Consider the following 20,423-nt stretch of genomic DNA (forward strand, 5'->3'; position numbering starts at 1 on the left):
CAGTCATTTGTGCCTGCTGTTTTTAAGGGCTGTAGGTGTCAATCGGCTTTCGCCTTACAGCCCCGCCATAAAATCAAACGGCCAGCGTGCAGGTATTTGCATGCTGGCCGCGTCGCAATACCTGACGCATCACGCGCTCGCCTGGCTCAGCGAGCCCGCTTTGGGAAATCGGGTAAGAATGGCTTGACGTATCCCCGGCAGATCCAGGCCCGCCTCGCTCAAAACCTCTTCGCGCGTGCCATGTTCCAGATACACGTCGGGGAGTCCCAGGTGCAGGATGGGCAATGTTACACCGTGGGCGGCCAGACATTCGGCTACGGCGCTGCCCGCGCCACCGGCCACGGCGTTGTCTTCGATTGTGACGAAACCGTCATGATCCTTGGCAAGCTCAAGGATCAGCGCTTCGTCGAGCGGTTTCACAAACCGCATATTGACCAAGGTGGCGTCGAGTTCGGCCGCCACTTCGGCAGCGGGTGCCAGCATCGCGCCGAAGCTCAGGATGGCGATGCCGCGACCGCGCCGGCGCATATCGGCTTTGCCGATGGGCATCGTTTCGAGGTTCTTGTTGATGACGGCACCTGGGCCTCCGCCGCGCGGATAGCGAATGGCCGCCGGGCCGTTGTGACGAAACCCGGTCGTCAACATCACGCGGCATTCGTTCTCATCGGCGGGTGCCATGATCACCATGTTTGGCAGGCAGCGCAGAAAGGTGAGATCGAAACTGCCTGCATGTGTGGCGCCATCCGGGCCTACGACGCCGGCGCGATCGATCGCGAACGTCACGTCGAGATTTTGCAGCGCGACGTCGTGCACTGCTTGATCGTAGGCGCGCTGCAGAAACGTGGAATAAATCGCCACCACGGGTTTGCCGCCTTCGCATGCCATGCCCGCAGCAAGCGTGACCGCGTGTTGCTCGGCAATCGCCACATCGAAATAGCGATCGGGATATTCCTTGGAAAATCGCACCAGTCCCGAGCCTTCGCGCATCGCGGGCGTAATGCCGAACAGCTGCGGATCGTCCGCCGCCATGTCGCACAGCCAATCGCTGAAAACGTCGGAGTAGGTGGGTTTGGACGCGCCCGTTTTCTTCACCACGCCTGCGTTCGGATCGAATGGACTGACCGCGTGATATTCGATCTGCGCCTGTTCTGCCGGCGCGTAACCTTTGCCTTTGGTCGTGATCACATGCAGAAGTTGCGGACCCGGTACGTCTTTCAGTGTGCGCAACGCTTTCAGCAATTGCGCCATGTCGTGGCCATCGATAGGGCCGGTGTAATGGAACCCTAAGTCTTCGAACACAGTGCTCGGCACCGATACATCGGCAGATGGCGCGCGACCCGTCATGCGTGCCAATGCGCCGACGTTTTCGCTGATCGACATGCCGTTGTCGTTGAACACGACCAGCATGTTCGCACCGACATTGCCACCGTGATTCAGGGCTTCGAACGCCATGCCGGCGGTCATTGCGCCATCGCCGATCACAGCAATGAATTTGCGTTGATCGCCTTTGCGTTGCGCGGCAATCGCCATGCCCAATGCAGCGGAAATCGAGGTGGAAGAGTGACCGACACCGAACGTGTCGTACTCGCTTTCCTCGCGCCGCGGGAAAGGAGCCAGGCCATCTTTTTTCTTGATGGTGGTGATGCGATCGCGCCGGCCGGTGAGGATCTTGTGCGGATAGCACTGGTGGCCCACGTCCCAGACCAGCCGGTCGTGTGGCGTGTCGAAAACATGATGCAACGCAACAGTCAGCTCGACGACACCCAGCCCAGCCCCGAAATGGCCGCCAGAACTGGCTACGGCCTCGATCAGATAGCCACGCAGCTCGTCGGCCAGCACGGGAAGTTCTTCATCGGGGAGGCGGCGCAGGTCTGCCGGGGAGTCGATCGTGGACAGATGCGGGTAGCGAGACAAATCAATCATCTGGGTATTGTTGGCCCTACGCCGGAGAGGGGCAAGGGCAGCGCGGTAAGCCCCTCTCCCTCCGGGAGGGGTTGGGGTGCGGGTGCGCTCAGAGCGAGAAGTGCATAGCTTGCGCAAGACTTCAACGCGCCCGCTTCGCCCGAACCCTTACCCGCCTGCCGGGCACCCTCTCCCAGTGGGAGAGGGATCAGTCTGGAAAGTCTTTCTCAGGCCATTGCGTCGCGACGATTGCGCGGCAGATGACTGACCAGGAATTCCATTTGGTCGGCAAGGATATTGCGGTTGGAGAGAATCAAATGCTCCACCCAGCTCGGTCGATAAGGCACCGCCAGCAGCGGCATGTTCGCTTCCTGCGGCGTGCGGCTGCCCTTCTTCAAATTGCAGTGCAAACACGCGCTCACTACGTTTTCCCATTCGTCACGACCGCGCTTGGAAATCGGCAGGACGTGGTCGCGTGTAAGCTCTCCACGGCTGAAGCGTTCACCGCAATACAGGCACAGATAACGATCGCGCCCAAAAAGGGCGCTGTTGGTAAGGGCTGGGGCGGGGTCGATCGCGTGATCTCGACAGTGACCGGTACTGGCGACGATCGGATGAAGATGGATCTGGCTCTGCTTGCCCAGCACGCGGTTATGGCCGCCGTGCACAGTGAGGCACGGTGCGCCGAGGGTCCAGGCCACCGCTTCGCGAACGTAGAGGCAAACGGCATCTTGCCAGCTGATCCAGTCGAGAATCCTGCCGGCGGCGTCCAGCGACAGCACGCGGGTCGAGTTCAGATCGGCCCGATTAGGCACTTCCATAAGCATGCGTTTCGTCCTTCACCCTATAGCGAAAGAGCGCCCGATCCATGCAGCGGTGCTCGGTTGAGCCCGAGCATAGACCAAATTGATTGCAAATCGCATGCAAATAGCGGCTGCGGCCCACAAAAAAGCCAGTTTTCTTGGCTATTCGCCCCTGGAACCGGGCGCTGATATAGTGGTTATTCATCTATAGACCCGGCGCCGGGTTTGGGAGGGGGAGCCTGGGTGGCGACCCCGGCACGGCGGGGCAGAGGTAAGTAACGTGGCTGAAGTACTTTTCTACGAGCGTCCTGTGCCGCTCAATCGCACCGCTCACAAGGATCTGCGCATCAAGGCGTTGCAGAACCTCAAGTTCACGCATAACGTGCACTCGGTGCCGTTGACGAGCTCGGAGTTCCCGGCGGCTGGGCGCGACATTCCGATCTTGTTCGCCGGTCCCGACATTGCCAATTCAGGTCCGATGGCACTGCTGGGTCTGCGCGCAAGCGAAAACCTTTTTGTGGATATCGATGGCCAGTGGGCGCCGGGTGTGTACATCCCCGCCTTCGTGCGCCGCTATCCGTTCGTGCTGGCGGAAAAGCCGGCCGGCACCGAAGGCGATGACTTCACCGTGTTCCTCGACGAAGCCTATGAAGGTTTCGACGACAAGGAAGGTGAGCGCCTGTTCAAGGAAGACGGCACCGAAACCGAGATGCTGAGCAACGCCGTGCGCTTCCTCGGCGAATTCCAGCAGCACGTCGCACGCACCAAGCAATTCATGGACGATCTGCGCAAGTACGAACTGCTCGAACCCCGCAACATTCGCATGGAGCGCAACGGCAACGTGCTCAACCTCAACGGCCTGTTTGTGGTCAACGAAGAAAAGCTGCGCAAGCTCGATGCCGAGACCGTGCACAGGTTCGTCGCCGACGGCACGATGGCATGGATCTATGCGCACCTGCTGTCGTTGGGCAATATCGACCGCGTGGGCCAGCGTCTTGCCCAGCGTGAAGAAGCCGAAGCGGCGAACAAGACCAAGAACTAATCGCCTTTCGTGCGATGGTGAAAAAGCCGCCCAATGGGCGGTTTTTTCTTTTCAATGGCGCAGGCCTAAGATGAAGACGCCCACCTCATATGGAGGTCTTTATGCGCTATCACGGCAGCTGTCACTGCGGACGCATCGCGTACGACGTCGAAGGCGAGCTGACGCAAGTCATCGAATGCAATTGCTCGCACTGCAGCAGAAAGGGATTCTTGTTTTGGTTCGTGCCGCGCGAACAATTGACGCTCACGACGCCCGAATCCGATATGTCCCAATACACCTTCAACAAACATGTGATCCGGCATCAGTTCTGTCCCAGCTGCGGATGTGCACCTGTCAGTTTCGGGACAGGGCCGGACGGCAAGGCCGTGGCCGCAGTGAACGTTCGGTGCCTGGAAAATGTGGATGTTGACGGTCTGGAACACGTGCCGGTCGATGGGCGTAGTTTCTGATACGGAATACGTTGACGGGCTTCACAACTGCCCGGGCGCTTAAACCTGCTACCTTTCATTCCAACATCCCGCGAGAGGTAGGAGTGTCTGCATGAGCCTTCACCGCACGACCCGCGTTGTGGCATGGCTGATTGCCACGTCTGTTTCACTATCGCTCGTGTCGTGCGTGGAGACCCAGCCCAAAGGGGGTGTGCCGGGGGATGCGCGCTTTGAATTTTTGACGCCCTCGCTCGTGCGTATGGAATATTCGCCCAGCGGCACATTTGTCGACGTGCCGACGGCGGTGGTGCAAAAGCGTGATTGGCCGGCTGTACCGGTGACGTCGACCAAGAAAGACGGTTGGCTGATTCTCGACAGCAGTGCGATGACGTTGCGTTACAAACTTCATTCCGGCCCGTTCACCGCCGATAATTTGAAAGTCACCTGGAAAAACGCTGGCGGTGCACATAACTGGCAGCCGGGTGACGTCGACACGCAAAACCTCGGCGGACTCACGTATTCGCTCGATCACGTCAGTCAGGACAATTTGCCGAAGGACGATCGGGACAGTCCCGTCAACGACATTATTCCCGGTATCGCGATCCCGCTGGAAAAAGCCAAGCCGGGTTTGTTGAGCCGTAGCGGCTATGCCTTTATCGACGACAGCCATACGCCCTTGTGGAACGCGCAAAAAAACTGGATACAACCCCGCGCGCAGCCTTACGGCCAGGACTGGTATCTCTTCACCTACTATCACGATTACCAGAGCGTCTTTAACGAGTACGCACAACTGTGCGGCCCGATTCCGATGATCCCGCGTTACACGTTGGGCACATGGATCACCGATTTCAATTTCGAATATTTCCCGAACACGGCCGAATCGCGGCAGCCTGACTTTGAGCGTTACAACCAGCAGCATCTCGAAGAGGAGCTATCACGGCTGCGCGAAAACCACATTCCTTTCGACACGCTGGTGCTGGACTTCGCATGGCACAACTACGGTTGGGATGGCGGCTACGACTGGAGTCCGCTGATTCCTCATCCGGACAAATTCATGAAGTGGCTGCACGATCGCGGCATCAAGGTGAGCCTCAACGATCATCCGGGCTACGCCGGTACCGAGGAGAGCATTCTTTCCCATAGCGACAGTCATGCATCGGAAGTGCTGCAGGATATGGGGCGGCCGCAACCGCTCACGCCAACGGTCGATATCGATATTGGCAAGACGTGGAAGTTTTCCACCGACCCACAAGATCAAGGCATGAGCGAGCAGTGGTACGCCGTCGATCATAAGGACGGCCGCTGGAAACACATTCGCACCGACGAGCCATGGCAGGCGCAGGGCTTCAAGAGTTACGACGGCGTGGCGTGGTACCGCACTTCGTTCAAACTGCCGGCATCTGCCAGTGGGTCGCTTTATCTGTGGCTGGGCGAAGTCGGTAAATCGTATCGCGTGTTCGTCAACGGGCAGGAGGTCAAGCACAGCGAGGTGCAGTGGCCCAATCGTTTGACGTATGCCGACATCACGCCGTTAGTGAAAGCTGGAACCAAGAACGAAATCGCGTTGCGCGTGGAGTCGGGTGAGCAGGGCGGCGGCATTCTGGGCGGCCCGGTAGCCATTCGCGATGTCGCGCCGCCCGGCCGCATTGCTTTCGATCTGTCCGATCAGAAGCAGGCCGACGTTTTCATGCGTGATCTGCACGCGCCGCTTATGCAGGCCGGCGTAAACGTGTGGTGGGTCGACGGCGGCGGCGGTGCTGCCGACATGCCCGGTCTCAATAAGCAGCTGTGGACCAACAAGGTTTTCTACGACTTCACTCAGCAAGTTTCCGGGCAGCGCGGTTTTATTCTCAGCCGATACGGCGATTGGGGCAGCGAACGGTATCCCGCCTTCTTCACCGGCGATACGTATTCGGAATGGCCGGTGCTTGCGTACGAAGTCGCTTTCACGGCGCGTGGTGGCAACGTGCTGGTGCCTTATATCAGCCATGACATTGGCGGATTCCACGGCGCGAAAATCGATTTCGATCTCTATGCGCGCTGGATCGAATTCGGCACCTTCAGCCCCATCCTGCGCATGCACAGCGCACACGCCAATCCCAAGGAAGGCAATGTGCGCATGCCATGGGAATACGGCAACAAGGGCGTTGCGCTGATGAGGAAGTACTTCACGTTGCGCACGCAGCTGATTCCGTACGTCTACAGCTATACGTGGCAGGCGCATACGCAATCCATGCCGTTGTTGCGGCCGCTTTATCTGGAATATCCCGATCTGGAAGAGGCCTACCAGCAGTCGCATGAATATTTCTTTGGCGATGACATGCTGGTTGCGCCCGTGCTCGATGCAAGCGGCAATCGCACCGTGTATTTGCCACCGGGCGAATGGATCGATTTCTTTACCGGCAAGCACCATGACGGTGGCGCGTCATTCACGACGCACTACGCTGTGGACGAGACGCCAGTATTTGTCCGCGAAGGCGCCATCGTTCCAGAGCAGCCGGTGAGCGATTATTCCAACGCGAAGCCGCTCGACACCGTTATCGTCAATGTCTACGGCTCAGGACACGGTGACTTCAATCTATACGAAGACGACGGCATTTCGCTTGCGTACGCGCAAGGCCAGTATGCGACGACGGCGATGCACTACGTCACCAACAAGGATGGGACGCATCAGCTTGTCATTGCGCCGACCAAGGGCACGTATGCGAACCAGCCGCAGGCACGTGCTTACGAACTGCTCATTCATGCGACGGAAAAACCGCAGTCGATCACTGCTGACGGTCAGACGATCTCGCACTGGACCTGGTATCCCGAGGATGGGACTACACTCGTGACGCTGCCTTCGCAAAGCATACGCAATGGTGTGAGCGTTTCCTGGCAATAGTGATCGACGCTAGGATTTTGGCTTCGGTTGCGCGTCCTGCGGATGCATCGCCTTGATGTCATCCGCAGTGATGCTGTCGGTGTAGTGATTGCCAAAATGCGTGCGCACATAGTTGATGACATCGGCGATCTGCGCATCCGTCAACATGACGCCGCCAGCGAAACCGTCGCCGCGTGTTGGTTTCGTGACAAACGAAGGCATGTCGTGCCGCCCGAAAAGAATCACCGCTGCCATGTATGGCGCTGACACCAGCTTCGGATTGCCAGCGAGAGCGGGGTAGGTACCGGCTCCGGTGGCGCCTTTGGCATCGGGCATGTGGCAGCCCTGGCAGATGTTGTGGAAGATCGCCTCGCCGTTGGCATTTTTCAGCGTGTCTCGCGTATAGAGCACGCTATCTGAAGATTGAGCGTATGCGGCGCTGATGCAACCGAAAAGACACGCCGCGCCGAGTAGCCGTGCACATAACGACTTCATACCGCGCCTCCAGCCATCACTCGCTGATGCAGGCGCTCGATCAAATCCAGCGCCGAAGTAACCGCACCCTCCTGCCACGCCGGCAGATACGAAGCGTGTTCGCCCGCGAGCGCGATACGTCCATCGATCTGGCAAAGATTGTCATAGTGCTTGTCGCGCAACTCATCCGACCACGCTGCAAAGCAGCCTAGCGTGAAAGGTGAACGATGCCATGCGACCGCGACGCCGTTGTCGAATTCCGCCTTGTATTGCGGATGGATTTGCGCGCCGTATTCGACCGTTCGGCGGATGCGTTCGGCCGGGTCCATCGCCGTAAATTCGTAGGCGTTGAGTCCCCACAGGTAGCCACCCAACAGCACACCCTTGCCGCTGCTGTTGAAGTCGCAACTGGGGTAACTGATGTTGTTGATGGGAAGATCGGTAGCCGTGATGCCACCGAAGATATCGTCATCTTCTTCCCAGAAGCGGCGCTTGAATTGCAGGCCGACCTTCACGGTGCCCGCATAGGGCACCGCAGCAATCGCCTCCGCCATCGCGGGACCAACGTTGATGGGAAGTTGACTGAGAATGGAAAGTGGAATCGTGCAGATGCACCAGTCGGCACGCGCTTTTTGCGTGCTGCCGGGATGATGTGAATCTTCATAAGTCACGCTGACGCCATGTTCATCTTGCTGGATGGCGGTGACCTTTGCGTTGTAGCGAATCACGCCGTGCAGCTCGCGGCCGAATGCTTCGCCGATGCGTCCCATGCCGCCCACGGGTTGGAGCAGCGTGGTTTGGAATTCGTAGTTTTCGCCTTCCGTCAGGCCCTTCCAGAGATGCGAGCTCAGGACATCGTGAAACTGCAAAGGCTGTGATGAGATGGGCTTGCCGGAGAGACCGCCACCGGGTGCCTTGTCGAACCCGCGCCGATTGCTCGTTTGCGGACTCGATACGTACGCGTAGTTTTTATCGAGCGCACCCCAATCGCGCAGCGAATCCAGCAGGATGGCCTGATCGTCCTTGCTCAGTGGCGTATCGAGCTTGCCTTGCTGCGTGGATTTGGCCAGAAGCTCCGCGGTGTAGCCGCGATAGTCGGCATTGATGGTGCGATAGCGTTGCGGCTTGCCGTCAAAGGCGTTGCTGTTGTGCACGTACGCGTTGTGATTGATCTGCACGAACGGTTCGAGCGGTACCCCGAGCTTCTTGCAGTAATCGAGGATGCCGCGATGGTGGTAGGGAATACGCCACGGACCGGGGTTGAAGTACAGGCCGCGATCGAACTGGCAATGCTGCGTACGACCGCCCAGTTCCGTGTACGTATCGCCGCCGCGCAGCGACCAGTTGCGGCCGCCCGGACGAGCGTTGTACTCCAGCACGCTCACCTTGTAGCCAGCCTTGCGCAATTCGTAGGCGACCACCATGCCGGCCAGCCCGGCGCCAAGAATCAGCACCGATGCGCCCTGCGGCGCACCTTCCAGCTTCGGCGTGCCCTTGTACGGCGACTGTGCGGCGAAGCCAAGGCTGCTCATGGCCTGATACATCACCGCGCCACCGGCGCTCAGTCCGATCATGCGCAGCAAATCGCGGCGCGTCATCGTCGATTCGGAACCTTCCCCTTGCATCACTCACCCCAGCAACAACCAAGCCTTCAGCACATCGCATCTGGCGTACTTGCAACAGTGACGAAAGGCATGCTGGACGCGACCAGATTCATCGTGCGCCTCAATGCGTCGGTTTGGCGAGCCTCAGCAGATCGACGTGGTAACCGGCCGCTTCATAAAGCGCCCGTGCACGCTCATTGCCCGGAAAAACCGCCAGCGTCACCAGCTGACATTGATGTTCGCGCGCCCAGTCTTCGGCGTGGGCGATCAGCGCCTTGCCGACACCCTGACCTTCGTGGCGTGGCGAAACGGCCAGATCGGAAATGTGGCAGTTGATGCGGCCGTTGAAGTAATCCTGCGTCTTCTGCAGATGAATGAACCCGACACGATCGCCATCGTCATTTTCGGCGACGAACACGTAACTGTTGGCGGGTTGTTCGTCCAGCTGGCGGCTTAAATCCTTGCGAATGCCGTCGATGCATTCATGTCGCTTGCGCCATTTGGGCAGTGAGAAATCCACGAAACGTGGAACCAGGGCAAGGATGAAGTCGTCGTCATCCTCGGCGAGACGGATAAGAAAATGAATGTCGCTCATCGTCGAACGGGGAATGTGAGAACGGGTAGCCCCGGTTCTACACCCAAGCGGGTTCGCGAGGGAAGTACCGAATGGATATCGCTTCGATTTTTCGTTGGCCTACACGATCTTCCTCCCCTCGTGATGAGGAGAGGAAGTGAACATGATGTCATCAATGGCTGATGACGGGCAGTGCGATGTAACTGGCCTGTGCGGGCGCGTGATAAATGCGCTGCGTGGCTTTCTGATAGTCACCCGGCTTGGCCCAGAAGATATTCGGCACAAAGGTCTGCGGATTGCGGTCGTAGAGCGGGAACCAGCTCGACTGCACCTGCACCATCACGCGATGACCCGGCAGAAAAACGTGATTGGCCGCGGGAAGATTGATGCTGTACGCCAGCGGCTGATTCGCGGCGATCGGTTTGGGATTGTCAAAACCTTCACGATAACGGCCGCGCAAAATATCCATCGAAATCGCCAGCTGATAGCCGCCCATCTCCGGTTGAGCGGATACCTGATCGGGATACACGTCGATCACTTTCACGACCCAGTCGCTGTCGGTGCCGCTGGTGGATGCGACCAGATGCGCAACCGGCGCACCGCTGATCACAAGCGGCTCGGTCAGCACATCGGAAACATAGGTCACGACATCCGTGCGGCCCGACGCTTCGCGTTGATCGTCCACCAGCCACTGCGGCCATGTCAGGCCACCGTCGTAGCCAACCGGCTGGATCGGTCGTGCACGGAACGGCACCGGGTGCGCAGGATCGGAGACGTATTCGTCATACGCCGAGCTGCCAGCCGGTGCGCTGAAGCCGAGCTTGTTGTCCGGCAGCAGATACAGCGCACGACTCTTCGTTGCGCAACCATCCTCGCAGGCGAGCGGCCAACGACTCAAACGTTGCCATTGATTGGCGCCCGTTTGATAAGCCGTGACCGGTGCAATGTCCGCTTTAGGCGCACCGTCCTTGAGATATTGCGCGAGGTACGGACGCAGGATGTGCTCGCGGAAATATTTAGATGTGTCGCTGCCGAATCGAATCGCGCCCAGCGAACTGCCTTCCTCGATTTCCTGACCGTGATGCCACGGGCCCATCACCAGCTTCACCATGTCGCCGTTCTTGTCTTTCGGCTTGATCGCGCGATACACCGCAAGCGCGCCGTAAATATCTTCCTGATCCCACAGGCTGTGCACGAGCATGGTGGGTACTTTCAATGGCTGCGCGGCAAGTATCTTGTCGACCGCCTGATCGCTCCAGAACGAATCGTACGCCGGATGCGCGATCGTCTTCTGCCAGAAACCAAGTTGTTCCATGCCGTACTGACGGCCGAGTTCGCCCACGGAACCGGCCTGCATGAACAGGTCGTATTCATCGTGATAACTGGTCCACCACTTGACGCTGTTGTCGCGCGTGGCTACCTGTTCGTAGATGTAAGACATGTTCTGCGCGCGGAACGCGCCTTGATGGAACCAGTCGTCGCCCATCCAGCCGTCGACCATCGGATTCATCGGCACGGCGACTTTCAGCGCAGGATGTGGATTCACCAGCGACATCAGCGGTTCGAAACCGTCGTACGAAATGCCGATGGTGCCGACTTTTCCGTTCGATTCGGGAATGTTTTTCACGAGCCAGTCGATGGTGTCGTACGTATCGGTGGCATCATCGACAGGCGTGGGATTGAGCGGCCCATGCACGGGCCGGTTCATCACGTAATCGCCGCCGGAGCCGTACTTGCCGCGGATGTCCTGAATCACGCGGATATAGCCGTCCTCGACAATCACATCGGTCGCGTTGTCGTAGCCTTCGAGCATCGGACCAAGGTGACCGCTCATCACGTGATGCGTGAGCTCTTTCGCATCGTACGGCGTGCGCGTGAGCACGATACCCTCGTGCTTGGCGCTTTTCGGAATCAGGATGACGGTGTTGAGCTTGACGCCGTCACGCATCGGGATCATCACGTCGCGTTCGACGTAATCGTAGCTACTGGTGACCGGCGTGAATTTGGCGGGTGTTTCGCTTGGGTAGTTGGGGTATTGCGGAGGAGGCGTATCCGTCGCCATGGCAGTGCTGCTCAAGGTCAGCAGCAGGGTAAGCAATGCAGGCTTCCGCCCGCACCATGCGATCACGGCACGACTCGACTTCATGGTGACTCCCCGTTGGATATGCCGGCTTAGCGTAATGGGTATGTGCCGGTAGTGGGGGGAAACAGTCACCGTGACTTTCGGCACCGCGCGGCCACGAGCCGACTCGCTGCCGTCAAATCCCTCATCGTCATCAAGTCTCCTCACCGTCATTCCGGCGAAGGCCGGAATCCAGTGACTGTCGCGCCTGCCAATGTCATTTCGCCTGAAACTCGTTGACTGACAATGCACGAATGTCTCGCACATATCGGCCATAACGCCACTGGATTCCGGCCTTCGCCGGAATGACGGTGAGGGTGCGGTGAGGTGATGAGGCATAAAAAACGCCCGGGCTAGCCGGGCGTTTTTTGTTACATGTAACAAGCGGATCAGGCAATCGCAGGCAGCGTCGCAACACCCGCTTCAATCGCTGCTTTGTGCAAATGCGTACGTGGCAGAACGCGTGCGAAGAAGAACGCCGCCGTATCGCGCTTGGCTTGCTTGAACGCTGGCTGTTGCGAGCTCTTCTCTGCCGCAGCCACCGCGCGCGCCCAGAAGTAGGCGAGCGTGATGTAACCGCTGTAGTAGAGATAATCGTTGGCCGCCGCGCCGAGTTCTTCCGGATTGGTTTGAATCAGCTGCGCCAGCTTCATCGTCAACTCGCCCCATTCCTTCGCCAATGCACCGAGCGGGCCGATATACGGGCGCAGCGCCTCGTCCTGCGCATGCGCTTTGCAGAACGCGCCGACTTCGGCGAGGAAGTGCTGCAGGCCAACGCCCTTGAGCTGAAGAATTTTGCGGCCGAGCAGGTCGGCCGCCTGAATACCGGTGGTGCCTTCGTACAGCGTGATGATGCGTGCATCGCGAACGAACTGCTCTACGCCGTTTTCCACGATAAAGCCGTGGCCGCCGTAGACCTGCAGGGCTTCCTTCGTGCATTCCTGCGCGAGCTCGGTCACCACGCCCTTGGCAATCGGAATCAGGAAGGCAAGTAATTCGCTGGCTTTCTGACGCGTTGCTTCATCGGCGCCACGCGCTTCGATGTCGGTCTGCAGGGCCGAATACAGCAGCAACATGCGCGAGCCTTCCACCAGGGCACGCTGCGTCAGCAGCATGCGGCGCACGTCCGGCTGCACCAGCAGATTGTCGGCGGGTTTGTCGGGGAATTTCGGGCCGGAGAGCGAGCGCGACTGCAGACGCTCGCGCGCGTAGTTGAGGCTGTTCTGCCATGCGCGCTCCGATAGCGCGAGACCTTGCACGCCCACCGAAAGACGCGCGGCATTCATCATGGTGAACATCGCAGCCAGGCCCTTGTGCGGCTGGCCAATCAGAAAACCTTCGGCCTCATCGAAGTTCATCACGCAGGTTGCCGAACCGCGAATGCCCATCTTGTGTTCGATCGCGCCGGCGTAAACATTGTTGCGCTCGCCGGGCTTGCCGTCTTTCACCTTGAACTTCGGCACGATGAACATCGAAATGCCACGGCTGCCCGCTGGCGCATCGGGCAGGCGCGCAAGCACGAGGTGAATGATGTTTTCAGCCAGATCATGATCGCCCGCGCTGATGAAGATCTTGGTACCGGTGATCTTGTAGCTGCCATCGCCAACAGGTTCGGCGCGTGTCTTCAGCAGACCCAGATCCGAACCGGCCTGCGGTTCGGTGAGACACATGGTGCCCGTCCACTCGCCGGCTACGATGGGCTTCAGATACGTGTGCTGCTGGTCCTCGGTGCCGTGCATTTCCAGTGCATGGCAGGCGCCTTCCGAGAGCAACGGGTACAGGCTCCAGGAAAGATTGCCCGACTGGAAAAATTCGGTGGTCGCCACACCCATCACCGACGGCAATGCCTGACCACCGAACGCTTCCGCCATCGTCAGGCCGGCCCAGCCGCCCTCGGAGAACTGGCGGAAGGCTTCCTTGAAGCCTTTCGGTGTGGTGACGCTGCGCGTGGCCTTGTCGTAATGACAGCCTTCCTCATCGCCCGGCGAGTTGGTGGGCGCAAGCACCTGCTCGCTGAGCTTGCCTGCTTCTTCCAGCACCGCATCGAGCAGATCGCGCGTGTGACCGTCACCCCCTTGCAGCTTGGTGAGCACGGTTTCGGCATCGAGCACATCGAAAAGCGCAAAGCGCTGATCGTCGAGGGGGGCTTTGTACAGAGTCATGGCGTCATCTCTCGTGGAACAGGTGCGATGAATCGGTCACCGGAATGTGTTGGGTATCCCGGGTACCGGCGAAAGGTAATCGTTGTGGCTAAACGCGAAATCGCGCGGATTCTTGTTGTCCGGGCGATCTTCAAGATTCGGGGCGCAATGGATCGTGCCTTCGATGTCGTAGGCAATCTGTCCGGCGCTGCCCTTGCCGGCGATGGCTTGCAAGGCCTGCGTCATCGGCGGGGTCGGCAGCACATCGATCTGCAGGACATCGCCGGCGAACGAAGGAATATCCGTGCTGAAGACCGAATGCAGCCGCACGGGAATACCGTTCGCCACCTGGAAGCTGCCCTCGATGGACTGGTAATTCATGCCGGTGTAGCTGTTGTTCTGGATGCGCAGGGTGAGTTGCCAGGTGCCATCCGGCTGCACATGCATCTGCTGGATCGAGATCGTCGGCGGAAACACGCTCTGGCGCGGCGGACCGCACGCCGCCAACCCGCAAACCAGCAGAACAAGGGCCAATCCGTGGAGCAGTCGTTTCATGGGATCACCTCAAACGATTGTTTGAATATATCAGGGAATGAAGCCGGTGGAAGGGACATTTTGAAGCCCTAACGTTTGAAACTCTCGGCGAGATACATCCATAGACTGACCTCGCAACCGGCGCCGAGTGCGATTCCCATCGTCACGCAGAACGGGCATGATTAGTGGTTACGTCCCTCTGATCCCGGTAAGCCATGTCACGTCGCATCGTCGCTCGTCGTTCGCCCATCCATGGAAATGGTGTTTTCGCTGTCGCCCCGATCAAAAAGGGCGAGGAAATCATCGAATACAAGGGCACCCTGATGACTCACGACGAGGCCGACGAAATGTATGGCGACGGCGGCGAGACCGGTCATACGTTCCTGTTCACCCTCAACGATGAGTACATCATCGACGCTAACCGCAAGGGCGGTGTTGCGCGCTGGATCAATCACAGCTGCAACCCCAATTGCGAGGCCTTTGTCGAAGAGCACGAGGGCGGCAATCGCCGTAAGGATCGCGTGATCATCGAGGCCAAGCGCAACATCAAGGCGGGCGAAGAGCTCACCTACGACTACGGCATCGTGCTCGAAGTGCCGCACACGGCCCGTTTGAAGAAGAAGTGGGTGTGCCTGTGTGGCTCGCCCAAGTGCACCGGGACGCTGCTCAAGCCTAAGCGCGCCGCCAAGTAAAGGGCGCCACGCCGGTCTCACTGCCTGCATACTTTGTCTCTATCGCAGGCCGTTCACACTGCTGATTGCCACGGTCCCTGGACCCTGGTCGACGCCGAGCGGGTTAAAGGCCGTAAGGTTACGTCGCTGCCTTCCATTCGCAAGAATCTGGAGAACGCCGGCGCGCGCTGGGGAGATATTGAGGTCGTTCAGGATGGCAATCTGATTACAAGCCGTAGGCCCGACGACATAGCTGCCTCCAGTCGCACGCTCACCGATGCGCTAAGCACCTGATCCTCAAGCGGCCGCCAGCATCGTTACAGCTGCTAAAACGACCTGCAGGGAGAAGGGTGCAGCGCCTTGCATCGGCCGTCTTTGTTGCTTCTATACTGGGACGTAGCACCAGCGAGGGGTTGGTGCTCGGATAGGGGGAAGCCATGGAAGCAAATCCGTATGCCGCGCCCGGCGCGGTCGTGGAAGATAGATATGCGTTCGACGCCAACGATCTTGAGGCGCGCAAAGCGTCGAGATGGCAGCGATTAGGGGCCGCTTTTCTGGACGGCATCGTCATTGCGTTGTGCATGATGCCGGTTTTCTTTCAGAGCTTCGCAACCTATAACGCACGCGTTCACGGTACTGTGCCGCCGGCGTTTGCGCTCAGCGGCTATATGTTCTTCTGCCTCTTCCTGGGGCTTGCCGTCATTGTCGTCAACTGCATATTGCTCAGTCGCAATGGACAGACGATTGGCAAGAAGCTGTTGGGTATCAAGATCGTTCGTACGGATGGCAGCCAGGCTACGCTGGGCCGCATTTTCCTTACGCGCTATCTGCCCATCCGGCTTTTTGGTTTCATTCCGTTCGTCGGCCCCATCATCGCGCTTGTCGATGTTCTGATGATTTTCGGCGACGAGAAACGCTGCATGCATGATCGAATCGCGGACACCATCGTCATCAACGACTGATGCTCGACACGGTACGCGAAATCGAAACGCCAGAAGGCGTTAGCCTGCGCTTGCGTGCGGCCGGTGCATTCGGCCGCGCGCAGGCGTGGCTGATCGATTTACTTTTACGCGCGGCTTTTTTCTTTATCGGTGCGGCTTTTTTCGGTGTCTTCGGAAAAGGCGGCGCCGGTCTCGGCATGTTGTTGCTGTTTGCGATCACCTGGGTTTATTCGGTGGTGTGCGAGGTGTGGTTCGGCGGCCAGACTATCGGCAAGCGCAGCATGAAGTTGCGGGTGGTGTGTGCCGATGGCACACCCGTCACGCTGATTCCATCGGTGGTGCGCAACCTGCTGCGTGTGGTCGACGCATTGCCGGGTCTGTACGGCGTGGGCCTTGTGTGTACGATGATCGATCCGTCGGCGCGCCGCATCGGCGACATCGTGGCGGGCACCATTGTTGTTCATGCCGATGCTTTACCTGCAGGCAGCAAGGTTCCGATGGTGCCGTCGCAACTATTGCCAGTGCCACTGGATCCGGATGAGCAGGCGGCGCTGATCGATTTCGCCGAGCGCGCCGGGCACCTTACCGTGCAGCGACAGGAAGAACTTGCCGATATTCTCGTGCCGCTCACCGGGCGAGAAGGCACCGCCGCGGTAACGCAACTCACCGCCTATGCAAACGGATTGCTGGGAAGGCCATGAAACAGGAGCAGTTCGTCGCGCTGCACGCTGAAGAATGGGACGCACTGCGTTTCTGGCTGGCGCAGCTCGACCGGCAGCCTAAAGCGGCGCTGCGCTCGGAAAAAACGGTGGATTTTCCCGAATCGTATCGGCGCGTCTGCCATCATCTTTCGCTGGCGCAGGCTCGCGGATACAGCCGTGAAGTGACCGATCGCCTGCAACACATCGTGGAGATGGGGCATCGCCAGCTGTATCGTCCGCCCGCGCCCCGCTGGTACAAGGCGGCCACGTTCCTGCTTGCCGAATTTCCAAGACTCGTGCGCGAGAACTGGCGTTACATGCTGGCGGCGACGGTGTTGCTTTATGTGCCGGCCATCGCGACCTATGTGTTGCTGCAATGGCGGCCGGATCTCGCGCATAGCTTGTTCAGCGCCACGCAGCTCAAAGAATTCGAAAAGATGTATGACCCGTCCAATCCGAAGATCGGCCGCAGCAGCGGTACGGATCTGCAGATGTTCGGCTACTACATCATGAACAACGTCGGCATCGCGTTTCGCACTTTTGCATCGGGGTTGTTGCTCGGTGTCGGTGCGATTTACGTGCTCACGGCGAACGGTGTGATCATGGGCGGCGTGGCGGGGCACCTCAACGCTATCGGCTACGGCGCGCCATTCTGGCGTTTCGTCGTGGGGCATTCGGGTTTCGAACTCACGGCCATCGTGATTGCTGGCGGCGCAGGTTTGCAATTCGGTTTGAGCTTGCTTGCGCCTGGCCGTCTGCGTCGTGAGACAGCGTTGCGTGAGGCAGCATGGAAAGGTGCGCGACTCGCGCTCGGCGCGTTTGCGATGCTGGTGATGGCGGCTTTCATCGAAGCGTATTGGTCGTCGATGTCGATGTTGCCGGATGTCGTGAAGTACGGCAGCGGCGCCGCCATCTGGTTGCTTGTCGCGACGTGGCTCACGTTCGGCGGCAGAGGGCGCAACCATGCAGCTTGAGCGCATTGGTGTTGCGCTGCGTCCGCGCACGACGCTCGAAGCGATGGATCTGGGTGCGGTGATGCTGCGTGCGCATGCGCGTCAGGTGTGGTCGGCGTGGTTCGCGTTCACGCTACCTATTTTCATCGTCTGTCAGCTGATTGCCTGGCTGACGGGCATGCCGTGGCTCGGTTTGTTTCTGCCCTGGTGGCTGCGTCCGTTGTTCGATCGTATTCCGCTGTATGTGCTTTCACACGCGGTGTTCGAGCGAACTCCTGCATGGCGCGAAACCTTGAAAGGCCAGATGCGCTGGCCGTGGGTGCGCACCATCGCTGCGTTGACGTGGCTGCGCCTGGATACGCATCGCTCGGTGCGCATGCCGATGGAATTGCTCGAAGGCGTGTCCAAGCAACAGCGCTCGGCACGTTGGCGAGTGCTCAGCAGAACATTGGGTGGACAGGCGAGTGGCCTGACATGGACAAGCCTGCTGTTCGAACTGGTAGTGTTCATCAGCATTTGCACATTCACGCTCTGGCTGCTGCCCGGCGAAGCGTTGCCAGACTCCATGCGCAATCTGACTCAGGCATTTCAGTTGCCTGCTTTCAAACATGCGCTGATCTGGATCGCATCGTTTGTCACGTATGTGTCGATGAGTATGATCGAGCCGCTGTACGTGGCTTCGGGATTTGCTCTGTATCTCAATCGGCGCACGCAGCTGGAAGCGTGGGATATCGATCTGATGTTCCGGCGTCTTCGTCAACGTTTGCTCGATGCCGGCCTCGCAGCGGTACTTTTGATTTGCCTCGGTGGTTTCGGTACCGCAGTGCATGCGGCGGAGGCCACACCTGCGGGAGCATCATCGTCCGCGCAGGCAGGTATCGCAGAAGCCTTCCATCAACCGCTGGACGACAAGGATGCGTCGTTCTCGCGCGAGGCGAACGTCGTCTATCTGGATCCTCGCTTCGGTACCAAGCACGTCGTTACGCACTGGGTACCCAGGCTGACACCCAAGAAGATCGATGAACCGCTGCCCTCGTCATCATTCGTGTTTGCCGACCTGGTTGCCGGATTGGTCAATGTGCTCATGTGGGCATTGCTCGGTGTTGCGATCGTTGCACTGATCATCTTCATTGTCCGCCGTGTTCGCTTTTCGGGCGTCGTGCTGGAACGGCCCGAACGCACGCTTTCGGCGTTAAAGACGAGCACCGTCCAGGAATCCGCGTTGCCTGACGACCTTGCCGCCACTGCGAGGGAGTTGTGGCGTGACGGCCATCGTCGTGAAGCGCTATCGCTGCTTTATCGGGGCAGCATGCAACGCGCGGCGGCGGCATTGCACATTCAGGTGCCGGTCGATGCAACGGAATCGGACTGGCTGCGTCATGCAAAGGCGCTCGACGATCCTTCCCGTCGCGATCAGCTCGTCAGCATCGTACGCACATGGCAGCTCGCTGCGTACGCGGATCGTTATCCCGGCGATACGGAATTTGCGTCGCTTCTATCCGGCTGGCCGGTACAGCGAGTGCCGTTATGAATCGCAACACCATCGTCATCGCATCGATTGTGCTGGCGGTTGTGGCCATTTGCGTAGGCGGCTTCCTCATGCTGTTCAAACGCGAGTCCACCATCGTGTCGGGATATCCAACGGGGGAGCCTGCGTACAACAGGTTCTACGCGTTGGAACGAACGCTCGCCGATATGGGACAAGCGTCCACTGGAAACGTCAACCTTGCGCAAGTTCTTCCGCTGCTGCGACGTGGCGACACGGTGGTCATCGGCGAGGATGTGAGCTTTATCAAATATGACGAGGCAAAAAAGCTGGCGGATTGGGTGCGACGTGGCGGTCATTTGGTTTTTTCGCCGATGGGGCACGACGGAAGCGATGTGCCTCTGCTGCAACAGCTCAATATGTTTGCCGCATCGAAGAATACGTATAACTGCACGAAGTTGTGGACGAACGTGCCTGCTGGAAAGGGTTACGATCTGCAATTCATGTCGTTGTGCGGCGTGGGATTCAAGCTGCAACCGTCATTTCTCGGCAGCGCGCAGGTCGCCATTCATGATCGTAACGGTGACCTGGCGTTTGCACGCGTATCCAATGGCGAAGGCACGGTCAGCGCGATCAACGACCTCAACGCCATTTCCAGCGACAAACTCAGGAACTATCCCGAGCAGGAATTTGCGTGGCGCGTGCTTGAACCGAACATGGGGCACGGCCACTTCTATTTCTTCTACGAGCTGATCGGTACATCGTTCTGGATCAACCTGTTTCTGCGTGGCTGGCCTGCCTTGCTGGCGTCGCTGTTGCTCGCCATTGGCTGGATGCTGATGCGCAGCCAACGCTTTGGGCCCTTGATGCCGACACCGCCGGCGCATCGCCGTGCGTTGCTCGAACACATTCAGGCGGTTGGTGAGTTTCTATTCCGTCGCGATGGCGGCCGCAGCTTGCATCGCCTTGCATGTGACGCCGTGATTGCGCGCCTTCGCCGCCGCGATCCCGCCGGTGCGATGCTCCAAGGCACCGAGCTGTATGACTGGCTTGCTCAGCGCAGCAAGCTTGAACCGGCACGCATCGAAAGTGCTTTTCGTTCTCCCGCAAACGCCGCGGCGTTTCGCGTATGCATAACCACTCTGGCGCGTATCAGGAGCCATCTATGACCACAGACACCCTCG

At 59.0% G+C, this 20,423-nt stretch carries 18 protein-coding genes; 10 read left to right on the forward strand and 8 right to left on the reverse strand.

Annotated elements, in window-relative coordinates; genetic code table 11:
* Positions 1-129: 129 nt before the first annotated feature.
* Both dxs and EKH79_RS15780 read right to left on the reverse strand, forming a co-directional pair.
* Positions 130-1,923 (reverse strand): 1-deoxy-D-xylulose-5-phosphate synthase, encoded by a 1,794-nt coding sequence (dxs, locus tag EKH79_RS15775; protein WP_126674778.1) that lies wholly within the window; start codon positions 1,921-1,923, stop codon positions 130-132.
* A 206-nt stretch (positions 1,924-2,129) separates the two neighbouring features.
* Positions 2,130-2,729 (reverse strand): HNH endonuclease, encoded by a 600-nt coding sequence (locus tag EKH79_RS15780; protein WP_126674779.1) that lies wholly within the window; start codon positions 2,727-2,729, stop codon positions 2,130-2,132.
* A gap of 256 nt (positions 2,730-2,985) precedes the next feature.
* Here EKH79_RS15780 and EKH79_RS15785 point away from each other — a divergent pair, with 256 nt between their 5' ends.
* The 3 genes from EKH79_RS15785 (at position 2,986) to EKH79_RS15795 (ending at position 7,059) form a co-directional block, all read left to right on the forward strand.
* Positions 2,986-3,747 carry a SapC family protein gene (locus EKH79_RS15785; protein ID WP_126674780.1) on the forward strand — a complete coding sequence of 254 codons (762 nt, stop codon included), beginning with the start codon at positions 2,986-2,988 and terminating at the stop codon, positions 3,745-3,747.
* Between the two features lie 101 nt (positions 3,748-3,848).
* On the forward strand, positions 3,849-4,196 hold the full coding sequence (locus tag EKH79_RS15790) for a GFA family protein (protein ID WP_126674781.1): 348 nt from the start codon (positions 3,849-3,851) through the stop codon (positions 4,194-4,196).
* A 91-nt stretch (positions 4,197-4,287) separates the two neighbouring features.
* Positions 4,288-7,059, forward strand: a complete 2,772-nt coding sequence (locus EKH79_RS15795) for a glycoside hydrolase family 31 protein (protein WP_126674782.1) — start codon at positions 4,288-4,290, stop codon at positions 7,057-7,059.
* A gap of 9 nt (positions 7,060-7,068) precedes the next feature.
* Here EKH79_RS15795 and EKH79_RS15800 read toward each other — a convergent pair whose 3' ends face one another.
* The 6 genes from EKH79_RS15800 to EKH79_RS15825 all read right to left on the reverse strand — a co-directional run bounded on the left by EKH79_RS15800 (position 7,069) and on the right by EKH79_RS15825 (position 14,508).
* Complete coding sequence (locus EKH79_RS15800) at positions 7,069-7,533, reverse strand: c-type cytochrome (RefSeq protein WP_126674783.1); 465 nt, start codon at positions 7,531-7,533, stop codon at positions 7,069-7,071.
* Positions 7,530-9,137, reverse strand: coding sequence for a flavin monoamine oxidase family protein (locus EKH79_RS15805; RefSeq protein ID WP_126674784.1), 1,608 nt, complete (start codon positions 9,135-9,137; stop codon positions 7,530-7,532). The genes EKH79_RS15800 and EKH79_RS15805 overlap by 4 nt, the downstream gene beginning before the upstream one ends.
* Positions 9,138-9,237: 100 nt before the next feature.
* A complete protein-coding gene (locus EKH79_RS15810) occupies positions 9,238-9,711 on the reverse strand; it encodes a GNAT family N-acetyltransferase (RefSeq protein WP_126674785.1) in 474 nt (157 codons plus the stop codon).
* A gap of 151 nt (positions 9,712-9,862) precedes the next feature.
* Positions 9,863-11,836, reverse strand: coding sequence for a CocE/NonD family hydrolase (locus EKH79_RS15815; RefSeq protein WP_126674786.1), 1,974 nt, complete (start codon positions 11,834-11,836; stop codon positions 9,863-9,865).
* Positions 11,837-12,201: 365 nt separating this feature from the next.
* Entirely contained in the window at positions 12,202-13,974 is a 1,773-nt protein-coding gene (locus tag EKH79_RS15820; protein WP_126674787.1) for an acyl-CoA dehydrogenase C-terminal domain-containing protein, read from the reverse strand.
* 36 nt (positions 13,975-14,010) lie between these two features.
* Positions 14,011-14,508, reverse strand: coding sequence for a hypothetical protein (locus EKH79_RS15825; RefSeq protein ID WP_126674788.1), 498 nt, complete (start codon positions 14,506-14,508; stop codon positions 14,011-14,013).
* 194 nt (positions 14,509-14,702) lie between these two features.
* Here EKH79_RS15825 and EKH79_RS15830 point away from each other — a divergent pair, with 194 nt between their 5' ends.
* From EKH79_RS15830 to EKH79_RS15860, 7 genes are all read left to right on the forward strand, one after another.
* Positions 14,703-15,179: an SET domain-containing protein gene (locus tag EKH79_RS15830; protein ID WP_126674789.1), complete on the forward strand. Its 477-nt coding sequence runs from the start codon at positions 14,703-14,705 to the stop codon at positions 15,177-15,179.
* Positions 15,180-15,212: 33 nt separating this feature from the next.
* Positions 15,213-15,452 carry a DJ-1/PfpI family protein gene (locus tag EKH79_RS15835; protein WP_233590356.1) on the forward strand — a complete coding sequence of 80 codons (240 nt, stop codon included), beginning with the start codon at positions 15,213-15,215 and terminating at the stop codon, positions 15,450-15,452.
* A 143-nt stretch (positions 15,453-15,595) separates the two neighbouring features.
* On the forward strand, positions 15,596-16,120 hold the full coding sequence (locus EKH79_RS15840; protein WP_126674790.1) for an RDD family protein: 525 nt from the start codon (positions 15,596-15,598) through the stop codon (positions 16,118-16,120).
* Positions 16,120-16,800 (forward strand): RDD family protein, encoded by a 681-nt coding sequence (locus EKH79_RS15845; RefSeq protein ID WP_126674791.1) that lies wholly within the window; start codon positions 16,120-16,122, stop codon positions 16,798-16,800. Before EKH79_RS15840 ends, EKH79_RS15845 begins: the two co-directional genes overlap by 1 nt.
* Complete coding sequence (locus EKH79_RS15850) at positions 16,797-17,774, forward strand: stage II sporulation protein M (protein WP_126674792.1); 978 nt, start codon at positions 16,797-16,799, stop codon at positions 17,772-17,774. The genes EKH79_RS15845 and EKH79_RS15850 overlap by 4 nt, the downstream gene beginning before the upstream one ends.
* Positions 17,764-19,284 (forward strand): DUF4129 domain-containing protein, encoded by a 1,521-nt coding sequence (locus EKH79_RS15855; protein WP_126674793.1) that lies wholly within the window; start codon positions 17,764-17,766, stop codon positions 19,282-19,284. Before EKH79_RS15850 ends, EKH79_RS15855 begins: the two co-directional genes overlap by 11 nt.
* Positions 19,281-20,408, forward strand: coding sequence for a type 1 glutamine amidotransferase family protein (locus tag EKH79_RS15860; RefSeq protein ID WP_126674794.1), 1,128 nt, complete (start codon positions 19,281-19,283; stop codon positions 20,406-20,408). The genes EKH79_RS15855 and EKH79_RS15860 overlap by 4 nt, the downstream gene beginning before the upstream one ends.
* Positions 20,409-20,423: the final 15 nt, after the last annotated feature.

The sequence above is a fragment of the Dyella dinghuensis genome (assembly GCF_003977615.1).
Classification (GTDB): domain Bacteria; phylum Pseudomonadota; class Gammaproteobacteria; order Xanthomonadales; family Rhodanobacteraceae; genus Dyella_B; species Dyella_B dinghuensis.

Bases quoted from the DNA above. Each gene is read 5' to 3' on its own strand.
- EKH79_RS15850 (WP_126674792.1), top strand. From the start codon at position 16,797: ATGAAACAGGAGCAGTTCGTCGCGCTGCACGCTGAAGAATGGGACGCA.
- EKH79_RS15855 (WP_126674793.1), top strand. From the start codon at position 17,764: ATGCAGCTTGAGCGCATTGGTGTTGCGCTGCGTCCGCGCACGACGCTC.
- EKH79_RS15845 (WP_126674791.1), top strand. From the start codon at position 16,120: ATGCTCGACACGGTACGCGAAATCGAAACGCCAGAAGGCGTTAGCCTG.
- EKH79_RS15825 (WP_126674788.1), bottom strand. From the start codon at position 14,508: ATGAAACGACTGCTCCACGGATTGGCCCTTGTTCTGCTGGTTTGCGGG.
- EKH79_RS15795 (WP_126674782.1), top strand. From the start codon at position 4,288: ATGAGCCTTCACCGCACGACCCGCGTTGTGGCATGGCTGATTGCCACG.
- EKH79_RS15810 (WP_126674785.1), bottom strand. From the start codon at position 9,711: ATGAGCGACATTCATTTTCTTATCCGTCTCGCCGAGGATGACGACGAC.
- EKH79_RS15800 (WP_126674783.1), bottom strand. From the start codon at position 7,533: ATGAAGTCGTTATGTGCACGGCTACTCGGCGCGGCGTGTCTTTTCGGT.
- EKH79_RS15830 (WP_126674789.1), top strand. From the start codon at position 14,703: ATGTCACGTCGCATCGTCGCTCGTCGTTCGCCCATCCATGGAAATGGT.
- EKH79_RS15790 (WP_126674781.1), top strand. From the start codon at position 3,849: ATGCGCTATCACGGCAGCTGTCACTGCGGACGCATCGCGTACGACGTC.
- EKH79_RS15780 (WP_126674779.1), bottom strand. From the start codon at position 2,729: ATGCTTATGGAAGTGCCTAATCGGGCCGATCTGAACTCGACCCGCGTG.
- EKH79_RS15805 (WP_126674784.1), bottom strand. From the start codon at position 9,137: ATGCAAGGGGAAGGTTCCGAATCGACGATGACGCGCCGCGATTTGCTG.
- EKH79_RS15860 (WP_126674794.1), top strand. From the start codon at position 19,281: ATGAATCGCAACACCATCGTCATCGCATCGATTGTGCTGGCGGTTGTG.
- EKH79_RS15820 (WP_126674787.1), bottom strand. From the start codon at position 13,974: ATGACTCTGTACAAAGCCCCCCTCGACGATCAGCGCTTTGCGCTTTTC.
- EKH79_RS15840 (WP_126674790.1), top strand. From the start codon at position 15,596: ATGGAAGCAAATCCGTATGCCGCGCCCGGCGCGGTCGTGGAAGATAGA.
- EKH79_RS15815 (WP_126674786.1), bottom strand. From the start codon at position 11,836: ATGAAGTCGAGTCGTGCCGTGATCGCATGGTGCGGGCGGAAGCCTGCA.
- dxs (WP_126674778.1), bottom strand. From the start codon at position 1,923: ATGATTGATTTGTCTCGCTACCCGCATCTGTCCACGATCGACTCCCCG.